The following is a 14,945-nucleotide window of genomic DNA, read 5'->3' as shown; positions in this document are numbered from 1 at the left end:
AGGATGGATGTGTCATGAAACGAGACCTGTCATCGATCTCATTGAATTATCGCAAAGTGGTTGGGGCTTCGATACCGGTACTGGTTATCGATTTCTTCAATGAAAAAAACGAGCGTTATACCCTGCGCTATAACTTGCCGCCGGATACCCCGGAACGGACGGAGCGACGGGTGTCTTTACTGCTGCATCTGCTGCGCAAGCAAAGACCGCATGAGATTGATGAAGTGACACCCTAACTCAAATTAAGCGACAAGCAAGGCCCAAGCCGGAGACTCCGCCGGACTTGGGCCTTTTAATTACCCCATCCGATTACTTGACCAAAATCCCCCACTTCTTCATGCGTGAAAGTAGCGTAGTGCGTTTGAGCCCCAGACGCTGCGCGGCACCACGGGGGCCGGCCACCACGCCGTTGGTTTCCTTCAGCACGCGGATAATCCGCTGGCGTTCGTCTTCTCCCGCCTGGATCGGCTCCGCTGCCGGCAAGGGTAAGGCCATCGAAGGCACCGGATAGCGCAGTTCGGGCAACTCCAGATTAAGTACCGTACCCTGCGTCAGCAATACCGCCCGTTCGATGACATTCTCCAGCTCGCGCACATTGCCCGGCCAGGGCATCTGACTCAGCAGACGCAGGGTCTCGGCCGGAATGCTGTCGATGGTGCGCTTCATCCGCCGTGCGATTTTATAGGTGAGAAACTTCACTAATTGCGGAATGTCTTCCGGCCGCTCACGCAAGGGAGGGATGACAATGGGGAACACATTCAGCCGGTAAAACAGGTCGCTGCGAAACTCGCGATCGGCCACCATTTGCTGCAGGTCACGGTTGGTGGCGGCAATCAGACGCACATCTACCGAGATCACCTTGTTACCGCCTACCCGTTCAAACTCCCTCTCCTGCAATACCCGCAGCAGTTTAGGCTGCAGTTCGACGGGGATTTCCCCCACTTCATCCAGAAACAGCGTTCCTTTATCCGCCAGTTCAAAACGCCCCATCCGCTGGTTGGTGGCCCCGGTGAAGGATCCCTTTTCGTGACCAAACAAATCGCTTTCCAGCAAACCGGCCGGCATCACCGCGCAGTTCATTTTCACCATGCGCTGGTCACGCCGCTCACTCAGGTTGTGAATAGCGCGAGCAATCAATTCTTTACCGGTGCCGGTTTCGCCGAGGATCAGCACCGAACAGTCACTCTTGGCCACCATTTCGACCTGTTTCAGCACCGCAGACATCACCACGCTGCGCCCGACAATCTCACCGAAGTCCGGGTTATTGCCGTTGATTTGCTCGGTCAGATACAGGTTTTCATGCACCAGGCTCTCTTTGAGCCGATTGATTTCCTGGTAGGCCAACGCATTGTCCACCGCAATGGCGATACGTTCGGCAATCTGCTGCAACACCCGCAGATTGGCAGCGTTGAAATTGTCCGGCTGACACTGTGCCAGCTTCAATACGCCCAGGGTCTTTTTGCCAAACACCAGTGGCAAGAGGCACAGCGTTTGGATTTGATCATGCCAGAGATCGAACAGTTGGCGTTCATAGGCCGCCAGGCGATCGGAATGCTTGAGGTTCAGCAGCAGCATTTCGCCGCTCTGCATCACCTGTTCCGATAAGGTTCCTGCCAGCGCCACGCTGTACTGTTGGCGCTCGACCACGTCGTCTTGCAAATAATGCGTGGAGTAGATGGTCACCTGATCGGTTTTATCGACACACAACACCATGCTGATGGCGTCGATCTTGAAAAAACGGTGGATCTCCGTTGAGATTTCGCCAATCAAATCATCCAGATCGAGCTTTGACAGCACCGCGTTGGTCACGTCGACCAAAACACGGTAATCGTCTCGCTCATGGCGCAACTGGCGCTGGCGTGTTTCTGCCTGCTCACGCAATGTGATCTGCTCTGCCGCCAACGCGACCAACTCCATCAGCGTCTGTAACTGCACCAGACCCGCATCACTGAAAGGTTGCGCGCTATTGCGTAACAGTTCGCAACCGCCAATCAGGCTGCCACCGGCATGCAGTGGCATCAGGCAATAGTGGCTAAAGGATGGGTACAACGCCAGGGCGCTGATTTGTGGGTAACGCGCATGCAGATCTTCACTCTGCCAACGTTGTGCCAGTGGGCTCTGCCGTAACCGGCTGACCGGTCCGTTAGCCAGCAGGGTTTCATCCTGATAGATAACCGGCTGCCGCTGCGCGTCCAGCCCATGAAAACACACGCGCTCACTGTGTGGGTCAAACAGCACCAATGTCACATTGTCGGCCAGTTGCTGACGTTGCAGCAGCTGGCGTAGTTGCCGTAACAGATCGGCAAAGCTGTGCTGACTGAGCAGCGTACGAGTTATTTCGAGTAATTCTTGTTTTTCTAATTGTGCATTCGACATTGTTTATCACTTGCCTGAGTCGCGATGATGATGTTAGTGAGTCACGTCACAAAGTGTAACGCTGGGCGGCATGGTTCTCCCCCGACCGGATCAACAAATGCGCGGCAAAGGTTCAGCATGCGGCAAATCCAGCAGGCGGCTGATGCCATAAGCGCCTTGCAGCCTCACCTGACGTCCTGACGTCACCCGGCCAATCACCGTAGCGGCCTTGCCCAACGGGTGAGCCTGCAAGGCAGCCAGCACTGCAAGTTCGGCCTCAGGTGCGGCCACCACCACCAGTTTTCCCTCGTTGGCAAAGTTGATGGCATCCAGCCCCAGCAATTCGCAAATGCCCCGAACCGCCGGCGTTATCGGCAGCAGATTCTCTTCCACCTCGATCCCCACACCGGCCGCACGAGCAAACTCATGCAGAATGGCGTTCACCCCGCCACGGGTGGCATCACGCAGTGCCCGCACGCCGTTAATGGCCCGCAATGGCGCGATTAACGGAGCCAACACCGCACAGTCACTGATCACGTCCAGCGACATGCCCAGCTTTTCCCGCAGGTTGAGGATAGTCGCCCCGTGGTCGCCCAGGGTGCCGCTGACAATAACGGTGTCGCCGACACGGATATGGGTCGCCGCCCAATCCAGGCCCGGGGGGATCACTCCAATACCGGCGGTGTTGATAAACAGCTTGTCGGCGGCCCCCCGCTGCACCACCTTGGTATCCCCGGTGACAATGCGAATACCGGCCTGCTGTGCGGTGGCGGCCATCGAAGCCACCACCCGCTGTAAATCGGCCAACGGCAAACCTTCTTCCAGGATGAACCCGCAGGAGAGATAACGCGGTAATGCACCACTGACCGCCAGATCGTTAGCCGTACCGCAAACCGCCAGTTTGCCAATATCACCGCCCGGAAAGAAAATCGGGTCAATCACGTAGCTGTCGGTGGTAAATGCCAGCCGATCGCCCTGTTGGGTTAACTCGGCCAAATCCAGTCGGGCCTGATCTTCGCGCTGATCCAACTGTGGGTTGGCGAAGGCTGGCAAGAAAAGCTCATCCAGCAGTTGCTGCATCGCTGTGCCGCCGCTGCCGTGAGCCATGGTAATCACGTTATTCATGCCGGGGTTTCCTCTGTTTCACGGCGGTATTGGTACCAGGCGGCGCAGGCCCCTTCTGAAGATACCATCAGCGCACCAAAGGCGTTTTGTGGCGTACAGCCACGGCCAAACAACGGGCAATCTCGCGGTTTGCAGCGCCCGGTCAGCACTTCCCCACAGCGGGCATGAGGATCGTCAGCCACCTGCCGATGCTGCGGACGGAAGCGTCTTTCTGCATCAAAGGCACGATAGGCAGCGGTCAGGGCAATGCCGGAGTCGGCAATGGTGCCAAGACCGCGCCATTCGCTGCCGCCGCCCAGCACAAAAACATCGCTCATCGCCTGCTGTGCCAACAGATTGCCCTGTTCCGGCACCACCCGCCGATATTGGTTTTCGGTTTGGCTCTGCTGCCCGACGAACTGTTCAATCAACATCATCACCCCTTGCAAGATATCCAGCGGTTCAAAACCGGTTACCACCAGGGGCTTGTGGTATTGCCGGCTGATAAAGTCATAGGGCTCGGTGCCGATAACCATGCTGACATGGCCGGGCGCCAGAAAACCGTCGATGCGCACATCCGGCTGTTGCAACAGGCTGCGCAAGGTGGGGATCAGGCTGATGTGCTGGCAAAACACGCTGAAGTTGTCGAGCGCTTCCAGCCGGGCCTGTTGCAAAGTGATCGCGGTGACCGGCATGGTGGTTTCGAAACCCAGGGCAAAGAACACCACCTGCCGCTGGGGATTTTGTCGCGCCAGCATCAGGGCATCCAACGGCGAATAAACCACCCGCACGTCGGCCCCGCGCTCGCGAGCCTGCAGTAACGAGCCTTGTTTGCCCGGTACCCGCAGCGCATCGCCGAAGGTGCAAAAAATCACCTCCGGGTGGGCGGCGATTTCGCAGCAGGCATCGATACGGCCCATGGGTAACACGCAAACCGGGCAGCCGGGGCCATGAATAAATTCAATCTGTGGAGGCAGCAGTTTATCCAGCCCAAAGCGGAAAATGGCATGGGTATGGCCACCGCAAACCTCCATGATTTGCAAGGGGCGTTCAGCGGTAAACGGCAACTGCACCGCTCGCTGCCGGATATGCTGTAGCAGGGTTTTTACCCGTTGTGGATCGCGGAATTCATCAACGTAATGCATGGTTGCCTTCCCCCGCCAGAAACAGCGCTACGTCCTGCTCCACTTCCCCCATCGCCTGCAGTGCCGCCAGCATCTCCTCGGCCTCTTGTTGGTCAAGGCGACTCATCGCGAAGCCCACGTGGATCAGCACCCAGCAGCCGATCATCGCCTCTCTCGGCTCACCGTCCTGACGCACCAACGCAATGTTCACTTCCCGTTGCACGCCACAGACTTCAGCCCAGGCGTGCTGGGGCTGCTTTTCATCCAGCGCCACGATCTGCCCGGGAACGCCTATGCACATAGCTGCTCCTCCAGCCAGGCCAGCCACTGATCCATGCCTTCGCCGCTGGTCGCCGACAGGGTAATCACCTCAATGGTCGGGTTCACCTGTCGCGCATTGTCGATGCAGGTGGCCAGGTCGAAGTTCAAATACGGCAACAGATCGATTTTGTTGAGCAGCATCACCCGGGCAGCAGCAAACATATGCGGGTACTTGAGTGGCTTGTCTTCCCCTTCGGTGACCGAAAGCACCGCCACCTTATGGCGTTCCCCGAGATCAAAACTGGCTGGGCAAACCAGATTGCCGACGTTTTCGATAAACAACAGGCTATGGGGTTTAAGTTCCAGACGTCGGGCAGCCTCGTGAACCATTTGCGCATCCAGGTGACAACCTTTCCCGGTATTCACCTGAATCGCTGGGACGCCGGTGGCACGAATGCGTTCTGCATCGTTAGTGGTTTGCTGGTCACCTTCCACCACCGCGCACGGATGCCGACCACGCAGCCGCAGCAAGGTTTCTGTCAGCAGCGTGGTTTTGCCGGAGCCGGGGCTGGAAACCAGATTCAGCGCCAGAATATGTTGCCCGGCAAAATATTGCCGGTTACCTTCCGCCAGGCGATCGTTTTTATCCAGTACCCGGGTTTCAATTTCCAGCATCCGGCGCTGGCTGATGCCCGGCGCATGGGTGCCCGCCAACCCCAGGCCGTAATGCAGATCGCCCTGCACATTGCGTTGCGGGCGGAATGGCACCTTCACTTCCCCTTCAATCGTCAGTTCGCCCTGATCACATCCGCAGGTACTGCACATAGTCGTTCCCCTCTGTTATTCAATTTCCAGACGTTTTATCTGCAAACCATCATCGGCCTGCACCCGCAGGTTGCGCCCGGAGCAGTGTGGACAAACCAGCACCTGCGGCATCAGTAACTCGACGTCGGCCTGGCAGTCATAACACCAGGACAGCGCTTTCTGTTCGATCAGATGCAGTTCGCAGCCTTCGGCCAGGGTGTCGCGGCACACCATGTCAAAGCAGAACCTCAATGACTCCGCTTCGACACAGGAAAATGCGCCAATCTCGAACCACACCGCGGTAATACGCTGCGCATGATGTTGGTTAGCCTGTTGCTGCATTATTTCCATCGCATGTTGGCACAAGGTTATTTCGTGCATCCGGCCTCCGGTAATGGCGATAAAACGCGTTATTTACCTCACATTGCAAATAGGGTGCCAAGTCGCCAATGACATATTTGTCGAGCGTCATGTCATCGTCAGTGATTAACCCGTTTATTGCCTAACCGGCTGGCGGGTTAATTTAATCCTGATAATTGAATTAAAAGGAAATAATGAAATTTACCGGAGCTTGGCACGCTTTATGCTTTAACTCGCTGACCCGGAGCTATTTCGACAACGACCATCAATATTGAGTGACGACAATGAGTACAATCAGTGAAGTAACCAGTCAGGCCGATTATATCGCCAACAAAAGCAACCGCCTGATGGCGCAGTGGCAGACTTACCACAGCACACTGGTCAAGGCGGTGACCACCACCAAAAAGAAGATTAATCATCAGTTTACCTACGGGCAGGAAAACGATCTGCGCTTTGTCCTGTTCAACCACTTTACGGTCAGTATCCAACTGAGCGAGGGCTTTTACAGCCGTGATATTTGCTACCGCATTAATCTGGCCACGGCCCATGAGCCGGAAAACTTTGCCCCATTCGCCCATGCCACGCTGGATGAAAATGGCAATATCGACGGTGTAATAAACAACCGCGATATGCAGGCGGTATTTGATCATTATCTGGATAAGATCGCCGTTATTTATCAATGCCTGTTTGATTCCCTGCATGACGGCCACGCCATTCATGATGCACTGAAGAAAATAACCTTACCCGTCTGACCGTCGGCGTTAATCACCGACAGAAAACTGTCGAAGCGTCATTTTTTACTGACGATTTCGTCATAAATGACGAAGCAAGGAGTGTGCATGAACCGCTTTATTATTGCGGACCCCAAATTGTGTATTGGCTGCAATACCTGTATGGCCAGTTGTTCTGCGGAACACCGGCAACAAGGTTTGCAGGCATTACCCCGCTTGCAGGTGATACGTAACGCCCGCGACTCGGCCCCGGTGATGTGCCACCAGTGTGAGGATGCTCCCTGTGCACAGGTATGCCCGGTCAACGCCATTCGTCATCAGGATAACGCCATCGTACTGAACGAAAGCCTGTGCATCAGTTGCAAACTCTGCGGCATTGCCTGCCCGTTCGGGGCGATTGGCTTCGGCGGCAGTAGCCCATTGGCGATCCCCAGCGACTGCAACACCCCGCTGGCACTGCCGGCGGCCAAGGCACCACGCCCGATCAGCGCCTTCCTGGATTGTGTGCCCGGTGTGCGTGCCGTGGCGGTGAAGTGCGATCTCTGCGACTTCAGCCCCGAAGGCCCGGCCTGTATCCGCACCTGTCCAACCCAGGCTATCCGGCTGGTCACTGACCGGGACGTACGCAACGCCAGCGAACAGAAAAGGCGCAACGCCATGCAGGCGCTCAGCGCCGAGTTGCCGTTCGCCGCCGCCCCTGGATCCCACAAGGAGCCGAATTGATGATGTATGCCCTTCTGCCCGAACCGTTGTTGCTGCTGACGCCGGCATTGGTGGGGTATTTACTCTGCGCCCTGTTGGGCTGGTTATTGGCCCCCTGGTCACGCATCAGCGTCCTGCTGAGTGGCGGCACCTTGCTCTGTGCTGTCGCTTCGCTGCTGGCGGCGCTGCAAATGCTGTTTGCGCCACTGCACAGCGATCGTTTGCCTTGGTTGCATTACGCAGTGGAAATCAGTGGCCTTAACGCCCTGTTGCTGCTGGTGATGGCGCTCAGCGGGATCTTTGCCGCGCTGTATCACGCAGGCAGCTTATCCAGGCTGAACCCGCGCGCCCGTGGCCGACAGGTTGGATTAATCAATCTGATGCTGGCGGCATTAAGCGCCGCGGTGATGGCCGATAACGCCCTGGCTTTGCTTTTGTTACTCGAGCTGGCGGCACTGTGCGGCTATTTCCTGATTGTCCATGCCCCGAGCGCTAAAAGCCTGCGCGCCGGGCATAGCCAGTTCTTGTTGATGCGCTCAGGTACCCTGCTGTTGGTGCTCGCCTTCGCATTGATCTATTCCCACAGCCACAGCCTGCAGTTCAGCGAGATCCGCGCCACGCCATTGCCGGATGCGCTGCGCAACGGCGTTTTCCTGCTGGCGCTGGCCGGCTTTGGCATTTTTGCCGGGGTGATGCCGTTACATGCCTGGGTGCCGCAGTCCCACAGCAGTGCGCCCGCCTCCGCCGCCATGCTGTTTTCCAGCGCGCTGATGAAGGTCGGCCTGCTGGGTATTTTGAAAGTCGGACTGGATCTGCTGGGCACGCCGCCGTTGTGGTGGGGATTACTGGTGCTGCTGTTGGCTGCCGGCACCGCCTTTTTCGGTGGGTTGTATGCGCTGATGGAACACGATCTGCGCCGCTTGCTGGCTTACCACACGCTGGAAAATATCGGCATCATCCTGCTGGGGATCGGGGGAGCCATGGTCGGTATGGCGCTGCAACTGCCGTTACTGACCGCCTTCGCCCTGATTGGTAGCCTGTTCCACCTGCTGAATCACAGCCTGTTCAAAAGCGCATTGCTATTGGCGGCAGGAGCGATTGAACAGCAGACCGGGCTGAAGGACATGGAAAAAATGGGCGGTTTGGCACGGCTGATGCCCTGGACCGCCGTTTCCCTGCTGATTGGCCTGGTGGCGATGGCGGCATTACCGCCGTTGAACGGTTTCGCCAGTGAATGGTTGATCTACCAGGGGCTGTTCCACTTCAGCGCTGCGCCCGGCTTTATTGGGCATCTGTTCGGCCCGCTGTTGGCCGTGGTCCTGGCCCTGACTGGCGCGCTGGCGGTGATGTGTGTCAGCAAGGTCTTTGGTGTTGCCTGTCTGGGAGCACCACGCTGTGCCGCCGCCGCGAATGCCGTTCAGGCCAACCTTTGCCTGACGCTGAGCCATGCACTGCCCGCATTGTTGTGTCTGGTTTGCGGCCTGGGTGCGCCCTGGATCATTCCGCTGTTTGCCCGCCTGACCGGCATGACGACCGAGCAGTCGCTTTCCGTCACCGGCACGCTGGTTTCTACCCCGCTGATCGCCATTTTATTGCTGGCGATGCCGCTACTGCCGTTGTTGATCGCGGCGCGTTATCAGGCACGTCGCCAACCTCGTCGGGTGCAAGGCAGCGCCTGGGCCTGCGGCTATGGGCATGAAGACGCGATGGTGATCACCGCGACCGGCTTTGCTCAACCGCTGCGGGTGATGTTTGCCCCGCTGTATCAACTGCGTCGCTGGCTGCCGGAAAACTTCGGTAATGGGTTACACCGTAACGCATTCGTGGCCTTCTGCCGTGGCCTGGCCGCCATAGAGCTGGCGGTGCTGTTGGTCGTGGCTTTTGCCTGAGGAGATGACAATGACCTATCCCAATGTATTACTCGGACTGGCGCAGGCTCTGCTGCTACTGGCTATTGCCCCGCTATTTGCCGGTATCAGCCGGGTGCTACGCGCGCGCATCCATAGCCGTCGCGGCCCCGGCGTATTACAGGAATACCGTGATATCGCCAAACTGCTTAAACGCCAAAGCGTGGCACCGGGGGCTTCCGGCCTGACATTTCGCGCCATGCCTTACTTGCTGACCGGCACCTTGCTGGCCATCGCCTGTGCGCTGCCGATGTTGACCACCGCCTCACCGCTGCCCGCCATCGGCGATGTGATCACGCTGATCTATCTGTTTGCCGTGGTGCGCTTTGTGTTTGCCATTGCCGGGTTGGATACCGGCAGCCCCTTTACCGCCATCGGCGCCAGCCGCGAAGCGGTGCTGGGCATTTTGGTCGAACCAATCCTGCTGCTCGGTCTGTGGGTGACGGCACTGGTCGCCGGTTCCACCCAATTGAGTGCCATGGTGCAGAGCCTGCTGGGTTTGCCGCATCACGCGGGATTAGCGCTGCTGCTGGCCGGTTTGGCCTGCGCATTCGCCACTTATATCGAGATGGGCAAGCTGCCGTTTGACATGGCCGAGGCCGAACAAGAACTGCAGGAAGGCCCGTTGACGGAATACTCCGGCGTTGAGCTCGGCATCATCAAATGGGGCATCAGCCTCAAACAACTGGTGGTACTGCAACTGTTCCTCGGCGTGTTCCTGCCCTGGGGGCAAGCGGCACAGCTCAGCGCCCCACAACTGTTGATCGGGCTGGTACTGGCGCTGTTCAAGCTGCTGTGTGCGGTGACTCTGATCGCACTCATCGAAAACAGCGTGGCACGTTTGCGCTTCCTGAAAACCGCCCGTACCACCTGGGCCGGGTTTGGGCTGGCTTTTCTGGCGCTGGTTTCCTGGCTGGTCGTCGGCTGAATAATGATTAAGGCAATCAATAATGACTAACGAACATCAAGGCCAGCACTATCTGGCGGCATTGCAGCAACAGTTCCCCGCCGCCATGCTGGCAGCAGAATGGCAAACGGCCGATCAGTTGACGGTCACCGTGAAACTCAATGCGCTGCCGGAAGTGGTGGAATGGCTGTATTACCAGCAAGGTGGCTGGCTGTCGGTGCTGTTTGGTAACGATGAACGCACGCTGTGTGGCAGTTATGCGCTGTATTACGTGCTGTCGATGGAGAAAGGCACCAAGTGCTGGATCACGGTGCGTGCCGAAGTCGACGCCCAAACGCTGGAGTTCCCTTCCGTGACGCCACGGGTACCGGCGGCCGTCTGGGGTGAACGCGAAGTGCGCGACATGTATGGCCTGCGCCCGATTGGCCTGCCGGACGAACGCCGCTTGGTACTGCCGGATGACTGGCCGGACGATCTCTACCCGCTGCGCAAAGACGCCATGGATTATCGCCAACGGCCTGCCCCCACCACCGACGTGGAAACCTATCCATTCCAGAGCCTGGCCGGTAGCAAAGCCAACGTGGTGCCAATTGGCCCGCTGCATATCACCTCGGATGAACCTGGCCATTTCCGGCTGTTCGTCGACGGTGAAGACATCATTGATGCCGACTACCGGTTGTTCTACGTGCACCGGGGAATGGAGAAGCTGGCCGAAACCCGCATGGGTTACAACGAAGTGACCTTCCTGTCGGACCGGGTGTGTGGCATTTGCGGGTTTACCCACAGCGTGGCGTACACCAGTTCGGTGGAGAACGCGATGGGCATTCAGGTGCCGGAGCGCGCCCAGATGATCCGCTCAGTCCTGCTGGAAGTGGAGCGCCTGCACAGCCACCTGTTGAATCTGGGGCTGGCCTGCCACTTCGTCGGTTTCGACTCCGGCTTTATGCAGTTCTTCCGGGTGCGTGAACAGTCGATGAAGATGGCTGAAATCCTGACCGGTGCGCGTAAAACCTATGGTTTGAACCTGATTGGCGGCATCCGCCGCGACATTCTGAAAGACGACATGCTGCAAACCCTGCGGCTGGCGGCGCAAATGCGCAGTGAACTGGTGGATCTGGTCGATATCTTGCTCAGCACGCCAAACACCGAACAGCGCAGCGTCGGGGTTGGCCGTCTCGATCCACAGGTTGCCCGCGACTACAGCAACGTCGGCCCAATGATCCGCGGTAGCGGCCACCGTCGCGATACCCGCATCGACCATCCGTTTGCCGGTTACGCCAAGCTGCCGGTAGAACTGTGCGTGGAGGACGGCTGCGACGTCTATTCGCGGCTTAAAGTGCGTATTCACGAAGTGTTCAACTCGCTCGGTATCATCGAGTTCGGGCTGCAAAGTCTGCCAAGCGGGCCGCTGGCGGTGGACGGTTTCACCTATATCCCGCACCGCTTTGCCCTGGGCTTTGCCGAAGCCCCGCGCGGTGACGACATCCACTGGAGCATGACCGGCGACAACCAGAAGCTGTTCCGCTGGCGCTGCCGGGCCGCGACCTACGCCAATTGGCCGACCCTGCGTTACATGCTGCGCGGTAACACGGTTTCTGACGCCCCGCTGATCATCGGCAGTCTGGATCCCTGCTATTCCTGTACCGACCGCATGACCATCGTCGACGTGCGCAAACGCCAGTCCATCATCGTGCCGTACAAAGAGATTGAGCGTTATGGCATCGAACGGAAAAACAAACCGTTCTAACCGGAGCCCATCATGCTGAAACTGATTAAAAAAGTGCTGAAAACCGGGCCAGCCACCGTGGCCTATCCGGCCCAGCCGTTGGTGATTGACCCGAACTTTCGTGGCAAACCCGAATACAACCCACAGCAATGTATTGCCTGTGGTGCCTGCGCCAACGCCTGCCCGTCCAATGCGTTGACCATGGCGACAGACCTGAGCAACGGCACGATACGCTGGCAGCTGTTTCTCGGACGTTGCATCTTTTGCGCCCGCTGCGAAGAGGTTTGCCCCACCGCCGCCATCCGGCTTTCGCAACAGTTCGAACTGGCGGTGTGGCGCAAAGAAGATCTGTACGAGCAAGCCGATTTCGCCCTCTGCCATTGTCGCCAGTGTGGCAAGCCCTACGCGTCGCAGAAGGAAATTGATTATGCCATTGCGCTGCTTGGACTGAACAGTACCGAAACCGCCGCGCGCCGCACGCAGTTTGAAACCTGCCCGGCCTGCAAACAGCAGCAAAACCTGACCCAGGCCGATCGCATTGACATTGGCCGCCATCTGACCCGGGAGGTCATCTCATGAATCCGCCACTGATTGGCCCTCGCGACGAAAATGGCCTGCCGGTGCCGATCACCCTCGACGAAAGTATCGCCAAGCTGAAAACCACCCTGCTGAAAGATATCCGGCGCTCGGCCTATGTTTACCGGGTGGACTGCGGGGGGTGCAATGGCTGCGAAATCGAGATTTTCGCCGCTATTTCCCCGCTGTTCGATGCTGAACGCTTCGGTATCAAAGTGGTTCCCTCACCCCGCCATGCCGATATTTTGCTGTTTACCGGCGCGGTCACCCGCGCCATGCGGATCCCGGCGATCCGCGCCTGGCAGGCGTCGCCCGATCCCAAAATCAGCATCTCTTACGGTGCCTGCGGCAACAGCGGTGGCATCTTCCACGATCTGTACTGCGTATGGGGCGGGACCGATCGCATCGTCCCGGTCGATGTCTATATTCCCGGTTGCCCGCCGACCCCGGCGGCCACCATTTACGGTTTTGCCATGGCGCTCGGCCTGTTGGATCAAAAAATCAAAGGTCGCCAGCATGATGAAACCGATGGCGAAGCCACCCGACTGTTGCACCCGGCATTGCCCCAGCCACTGCGGGTATTGCTGGATCGGGAAGCCCGGCGGATGGCCGGATATCGCTATGGCCGTCAGATCGCCGATCAGTTTATGCAACTGCTGGCCGCAGACAGCCCCCTGCCGGTCGAACAGCGCATTAGCACTTACCTGCAACAGCAGGACGATCTGCGCCTGAGTGAGATTGTCGGCAACCTGCAGGGCATCTATCAGCGGGTACTGCGTGGGGAGCTGCGACTATGAGCCATTCCCATGCGCAGGTGGTGTTTTACTCCCTGAGCCGCAAGTTCGTGCAGGAGAAAAAAGCCCCGCCCAAAGCCCAGGAGGTGATCTATTACAGCCTGGCGATCGGCCATCATCTGGGGGTTATCGACTGTCTGGAGGCCAAAATCAGCTGCCCGTTGGCCGGGTTCCACGGCTGGGTGGCCCAACTGCCCGCCGACAGCACCGCCCGGCGCAAACTGGAAGGGGTCGACCGCTTCGGTGAGATCTGTATCGACAGCAGCCACACCCACCTGTTGGCCACCGCGTTGAGCGGGGCCGCCCCGCAGATGAGCGCCCAACAGCAAGACTGGAGCCAGCAACTGATCGCCCTGCTGCAGTCGATTGAAAACGAACCCGCCATTTACCTGATGGTCCGGAGGCATGATGACTGACGTTTTATTGTGTGTAGGCAACTGCATGATGGGAGATGACGGCGCCGGACCGCTGCTGGCGGAACTCTGTGCCGGTAATCCCCCCGCCGGCTGGACGGTGATTGACGGCGGAGCCGCGCCGGAGAACGACATTGGCCATATCCGCGAACTGCGCCCCGATCGGTTGGTGATTGTCGATGCCACCGACATGGGGCTGGCGGCGGGTGAAACCCGGGTGATCGATGAAAAAGACATCGCCGACATGTTCATCATGACCACCCATAACCTGCCGCTCAATTTCCTGATCGACCAACTGCGCGAAACGGTGCCGGAGATCACCTTTATCGGCATTCAGCCCGAGGTAGTGGCGTTTTACTACCCGATCGGCGCGGCGGTACAGCAGGCGGTGACCCGGCTGCATCAACGCCTGCATGACTGGCCGATTAACGGCGGCTACTCGCCCCTGGTGGTGACGAATGTCTGACACGGCATCGTCATTTGTGTCGACATGCCGTCGGACACTTCGTCATCACCAGGCTAACTCACTGCTTTTACTTGATTTTCAGGATTGGCATGCTTTATGCCTAATCCGAGGCACAACCTATCCATTGTCATACCCGGATGAAGGGTAACCCAGGAGTTATTGATGAACCGGTTTATCATCGCCGATCCCAAGAAATGCATCGGCTGCCGTACCTGTGAAATTGCCTGCGTGATGGCACACAGCGAAAGCCAGGATATTTCAGCGCTCAACGCCGCCAGCTTCGCCCCACGCCTGCACGTGATCAAAGGCGTTAACGTCAGCACCGCCGTGCTGTGCCGCCAGTGTGAGGACGCTCCCTGTTCCAACGTCTGCCCCAATGGCGCTATCAGCCGCACCAACGGCATGGTGCTGGTGATGCAGGAACGCTGCATCGGCTGCAAAACCTGCGTAGTGGCCTGCCCCTACGGCGCGATGGAAGTGATCACCCGCCCGGTTATCCGCCAGAACGGCGCCATGATGAGCGCCACCACCGAGAAAGCCGAAGCCCATAAATGCGACCTGTGTATCGGCCGTGATAGCGGCCCGGCCTGTATGGAAACCTGCCCAACCAATGCGCTGCACTGTGTGGATCGCAACATGCTGCAGGAAATGAACGCCGAGAAACGTCGTCGCGCCGCACTCGACACCATGTCGTCACTGTTTTAGGAACTGAACC

General features: G+C 58.2%; 17 protein-coding genes. 11 read left to right on the top strand and 6 right to left on the bottom strand.

Annotation, left to right across the window (positions count from 1 at the left end):
- The first annotated feature begins 14 nt into the window (after nt 1-14).
- On the top strand, nt 15-236 hold the full coding sequence (locus QOT07_RS12555) for a hypothetical protein (protein ID WP_099062036.1): 222 nt from the start codon (nt 15-17) through the stop codon (nt 234-236).
- 73 nt (nt 237-309) lie between these two features.
- Here the strand turns inward: QOT07_RS12555 and flhA are convergent, their stop codons facing one another.
- The 6 genes from flhA to hypA all read right to left on the bottom strand — a co-directional run bounded on the left by flhA (nt 310) and on the right by hypA (nt 6,029).
- Entirely contained in the window at nt 310-2,376 is a 2,067-nt protein-coding gene (flhA, locus tag QOT07_RS12550; RefSeq protein ID WP_261417285.1) for a formate hydrogenlyase transcriptional activator FlhA, read from the bottom strand.
- A 90-nt stretch (nt 2,377-2,466) separates the two neighbouring features.
- Nucleotides 2,467-3,480, bottom strand: coding sequence for a hydrogenase expression/formation protein HypE (gene hypE / locus QOT07_RS12545; protein ID WP_283603266.1), 1,014 nt, complete (start codon nt 3,478-3,480; stop codon nt 2,467-2,469).
- A complete protein-coding gene (hypD, locus tag QOT07_RS12540; protein ID WP_099062033.1) occupies nt 3,477-4,604 on the bottom strand; it encodes a hydrogenase formation protein HypD in 1,128 nt (375 codons plus the stop codon). Before hypD ends, hypE begins: the two co-directional genes overlap by 4 nt.
- Nucleotides 4,591-4,884 carry a HypC/HybG/HupF family hydrogenase formation chaperone gene (locus QOT07_RS12535; protein WP_085116814.1) on the bottom strand — a complete coding sequence of 98 codons (294 nt, stop codon included), beginning with the start codon at nt 4,882-4,884 and terminating at the stop codon, nt 4,591-4,593. Before QOT07_RS12535 ends, hypD begins: the two co-directional genes overlap by 14 nt.
- The gene (gene hypB, locus QOT07_RS12530) at nt 4,875-5,669 is read right to left on the bottom strand and encodes a hydrogenase nickel incorporation protein HypB (protein WP_283603264.1); all 795 of its coding nucleotides are present in this window, start codon (nt 5,667-5,669) and stop codon (nt 4,875-4,877) included. Before hypB ends, QOT07_RS12535 begins: the two co-directional genes overlap by 10 nt.
- Nucleotides 5,670-5,684: 15 nt before the next feature.
- Nucleotides 5,685-6,029, bottom strand: coding sequence for a hydrogenase maturation nickel metallochaperone HypA (gene hypA, locus QOT07_RS12525; protein WP_099062030.1), 345 nt, complete (start codon nt 6,027-6,029; stop codon nt 5,685-5,687).
- A 263-nt stretch (nt 6,030-6,292) separates the two neighbouring features.
- On the opposite strand from hypA, the gene hycA reads away from it, so the two are divergent.
- The 10 genes from hycA (at nt 6,293) to hydN (ending at nt 14,935) form a co-directional block, all read left to right on the top strand.
- A complete protein-coding gene (gene hycA, locus QOT07_RS12520) occupies nt 6,293-6,760 on the top strand; it encodes a formate hydrogenlyase regulator HycA (protein WP_099062029.1) in 468 nt (155 codons plus the stop codon).
- 87 nt (nt 6,761-6,847) lie between these two features.
- The gene (locus QOT07_RS12515; protein WP_283603262.1) at nt 6,848-7,462 is read left to right on the top strand and encodes a 4Fe-4S dicluster domain-containing protein; all 615 of its coding nucleotides are present in this window, start codon (nt 6,848-6,850) and stop codon (nt 7,460-7,462) included.
- Nucleotides 7,462-9,330 (top strand): proton-conducting transporter transmembrane domain-containing protein, encoded by a 1,869-nt coding sequence (locus QOT07_RS12510; RefSeq protein WP_283603261.1) that lies wholly within the window; start codon nt 7,462-7,464, stop codon nt 9,328-9,330. The genes QOT07_RS12515 and QOT07_RS12510 overlap by 1 nt, the downstream gene beginning before the upstream one ends.
- Nucleotides 9,331-9,340: 10 nt before the next feature.
- Entirely contained in the window at nt 9,341-10,276 is a 936-nt protein-coding gene (locus tag QOT07_RS12505; RefSeq protein ID WP_283603260.1) for a respiratory chain complex I subunit 1 family protein, read from the top strand.
- Nucleotides 10,277-10,298: 22 nt separating this feature from the next.
- Nucleotides 10,299-12,002: a hydrogenase large subunit gene (locus QOT07_RS12500; protein ID WP_207976809.1), complete on the top strand. Its 1,704-nt coding sequence runs from the start codon at nt 10,299-10,301 to the stop codon at nt 12,000-12,002.
- A gap of 12 nt (nt 12,003-12,014) precedes the next feature.
- Nucleotides 12,015-12,560, top strand: coding sequence for a formate hydrogenlyase complex iron-sulfur subunit (locus QOT07_RS12495; RefSeq protein ID WP_099062024.1), 546 nt, complete (start codon nt 12,015-12,017; stop codon nt 12,558-12,560).
- Nucleotides 12,557-13,354 carry an NADH-quinone oxidoreductase subunit B family protein gene (locus QOT07_RS12490; RefSeq protein ID WP_099062023.1) on the top strand — a complete coding sequence of 266 codons (798 nt, stop codon included), beginning with the start codon at nt 12,557-12,559 and terminating at the stop codon, nt 13,352-13,354. The genes QOT07_RS12495 and QOT07_RS12490 overlap by 4 nt, the downstream gene beginning before the upstream one ends.
- A complete protein-coding gene (locus tag QOT07_RS12485; RefSeq protein WP_099062022.1) occupies nt 13,351-13,767 on the top strand; it encodes a formate hydrogenlyase maturation HycH family protein in 417 nt (138 codons plus the stop codon). Before QOT07_RS12490 ends, QOT07_RS12485 begins: the two co-directional genes overlap by 4 nt.
- Nucleotides 13,760-14,230: a hydrogenase maturation peptidase HycI gene (gene hycI, locus QOT07_RS12480; RefSeq protein WP_099062021.1), complete on the top strand. Its 471-nt coding sequence runs from the start codon at nt 13,760-13,762 to the stop codon at nt 14,228-14,230. Before QOT07_RS12485 ends, hycI begins: the two co-directional genes overlap by 8 nt.
- A 162-nt stretch (nt 14,231-14,392) precedes the next feature.
- Complete coding sequence (gene hydN / locus QOT07_RS12475) at nt 14,393-14,935, top strand: electron transport protein HydN (protein WP_099062020.1); 543 nt, start codon at nt 14,393-14,395, stop codon at nt 14,933-14,935.
- The last annotated feature ends 10 nt before the right edge of the window (nt 14,936-14,945 follow it).

This window comes from Serratia proteamaculans (assembly GCF_949794035.1).
Classification (GTDB): Bacteria; Pseudomonadota; Gammaproteobacteria; order Enterobacterales; family Enterobacteriaceae; genus Serratia; species Serratia proteamaculans.
The sequence above is the reverse complement of the archived record's forward strand: the minus strand, read 5'-3'. Positions and strand labels throughout refer to the sequence as shown.